At 74.9% G+C, this 2363-nt stretch carries 2 protein-coding genes; both read left to right on the top strand.

Features of this window, described 5'->3' with window-relative positions; genetic code table 11:
• Positions 1 to 351: 351 nt before the first annotated feature.
• Positions 352 to 723 carry a phosphoribosyl-AMP cyclohydrolase gene (gene hisI / locus ABD308_RS04130; protein WP_344325662.1) on the top strand — a complete coding sequence of 124 codons (372 nt, stop codon included), beginning with the start codon at positions 352 to 354 and terminating at the stop codon, positions 721 to 723.
• Positions 724 to 823: 100 nt separating this feature from the next.
• Positions 824 to 2338, top strand: coding sequence for an anthranilate synthase component I (locus ABD308_RS04125; protein ID WP_344325659.1), 1515 nt, complete (start codon positions 824 to 826; stop codon positions 2336 to 2338).
• Positions 2339 to 2363: the final 25 nt, after the last annotated feature.

Below are 2363 nucleotides of genomic sequence, written 5' to 3'. Positions count from 1 at the left end.
GGGGGGGGGGGGGGGGGGGGGGGGGGGGGGGGGGGGGGGGCTTGGGCGCCGGATCGTCCTCGGGCCACAGCAGGACCGTGGCCACCACCGCGAGCAGGACCGCCAGCACCGCCGCGACGGCGATCAGCAGGCCCCGGGACGGCCGGGCGTCGGAGGTGCCCCCGGGGCGGGGGCGGCCGTCGTCGCCCGGAGGTTCGGCGGGGCCGGCGGCACGCTGCTCGGAGGTCATGACCACGAGAATGGCGCAGAGCGGGGGCCCCCGGCAGGCGGTTGGCACAACTCGTTCGATCAGATGGTCGGCCCGGCACCGGTGCCGCCCGGCCCGCCGGACCGGGCTGACACAATGGCCCCATGTCCACCACACCCGCCGCCCCCGGTTCCACCGCCCTGGCCCCCGAGATCGCCGCCCGGCTCAAGCGCACCGAGGACGGCCTCCTCCCGGCCGTGGCGCAGCAGTACGACACCGGCGAGGTGCTGATGCTGGGCTGGATGGACGACGAGGCGCTGCACCGCACCCTCACCACCGGCCGCTGCACCTACTGGAGCCGCAGCCGCCGCGAGTACTGGGTGAAGGGCGACACCTCCGGCCACGTCCAGGCGGTCAAGTCGGTCGCGCTGGACTGCGACGGCGACACCCTGCTGGTCAAGGTCGACCAGACCGGCGCGGCCTGCCACACCGGTGACCGCACCTGCTTCGACGCCGACGTGCTCCTGCTCGGCTGACCGCTCGCCCGGTTGATCGCCCGCCCGGTTGATGGCTCGGCCGGGTGACCGCTCGGCCGACCACCCCCTTCCGCCCCTCCGTCGTAAGGTGCCGCCCGTCATGGACCTCGAAGGCTTCCGCAAGCTCGCCGTCGACACCCGGGTCATCCCGGTCACCCGCAGGCTCCTCGCGGACGGCCTCACCCCGATCGGCCTCTACCGCAGCCTCGCCGACGAGCGCCCCGGCACCTTCCTGCTGGAGTCCGCCGAGCAGGGCCGCAGCTGGTCGCGCTACTCCTTCGTCGGCGTCCGCAGCGCCGCCACCCTGACCGCGGGCCCGGACGGCGACGCCCGCTGGCTCGGTGCCCCGCCGGTCGGCATCCCCACCGGCGGCGACCCGCTGGAGGTGCTGCGCGCCGCGCTCCAGGCCCTGCACACCCCGCGCCGCGCCGACGACGGCCTGCCCCCGCTCACCGGAGGCCTGGTCGGCTACCTCGGCTACGACGTGGTCCGCCGGCTGGAGAAGCTGCCCGACCTCAACCCGGACGACCTGAAGCTGCCCGAGCTGACCCTGCTGCTCGCCACCGACCTCGCGGTGCTCGACCACGCCGACGGCACCGTGCTGCTGATCGCCAACGCGGTCAACCACAACGACCTGGCCAGCGGCGTGGACGAGGCCTACGCGGACGCCGTCGCCCGGCTCGACGCGATGGAGGCCGACCTGCTCAAGCCGGTCGACCCGGGCCTGGCCACCTTCACCCCGAGCGGCCCCGGCGAGGTCCGCTCGCCGTTCGGCGGGGAGCCGTACCGGGCCGCGGTGGAGGAGATCAAGGAGCGGATCCGGGCCGGCGAGGCGTTCCAGGTGGTGCCCTCGCAGCGGTTCGAGGCGCCCTGCCCGGCCTCCGCGCTGGACGTCTACCGCGTCCTGCGCACCACCAACCCGAGCCCGTACATGTACCTGTTCCGCTTCCCCGGGCCGGACGGCGGCGCCGAGGGCGGCTTCGACGTGGTCGGCTCCAGCCCGGAGGCGCTGGTCAAGGTCACCGGCGGCGAGGCGCTGCTGCACCCGATCGCCGGCACCCGGCACCGCGGCGCCACCCCGCAGGAGGACTCCGAGCTGGCCGCCGAACTGCTCGCCGACCCCAAGGAGCGGGCCGAGCACCTGATGCTGGTCGACCTCGGGCGCAACGACCTCGGGCGGGTCTGCGAGCCGGGCAGCGTCGAGGTCGTCGACTTCATGCAGATCGAGCGGTACAGCCACGTCATGCACATCGTCTCCACGGTGACCGGCAAGGTCGCCGAGGGACGGACCGCCTTCGACGTGCTGACCGCCTGCTTCCCGGCCGGCACCCTGTCCGGAGCGCCCAAGCCGCGGGCGATGCGGATCATCGAGGAGCTGGAGCCCACCCGCCGCGGCCTGTACGGCGGCTGCGTCGGCTACCTGGACTTCGCCGGGGACTCCGACACCGCGATCGCCATCCGCACGGCGGTGCTGCGCGAGGGCACCGCCTACGTCCAGGCCGGCGCCGGCGTGGTGGCCGACTCCGACCCGCACGGCGAGGACACCGAATGCCGCAACAAGGCCGCCGCCGTCCTGCGCGCGGTCGCCACGGCGAATACGCTGCGTAAGCCGTAGAACGCCGGCCCCCGCGCGGGTCGCG

This window comes from Kitasatospora putterlickiae (assembly GCF_039527695.1).
GTDB classification, from domain to species: Bacteria; Actinomycetota; Actinomycetes; order Streptomycetales; family Streptomycetaceae; genus Kitasatospora; species Kitasatospora putterlickiae.
Note: the sequence above shows the minus strand (reverse complement) of the source record. Positions and strands in the feature narration are given on the sequence as shown.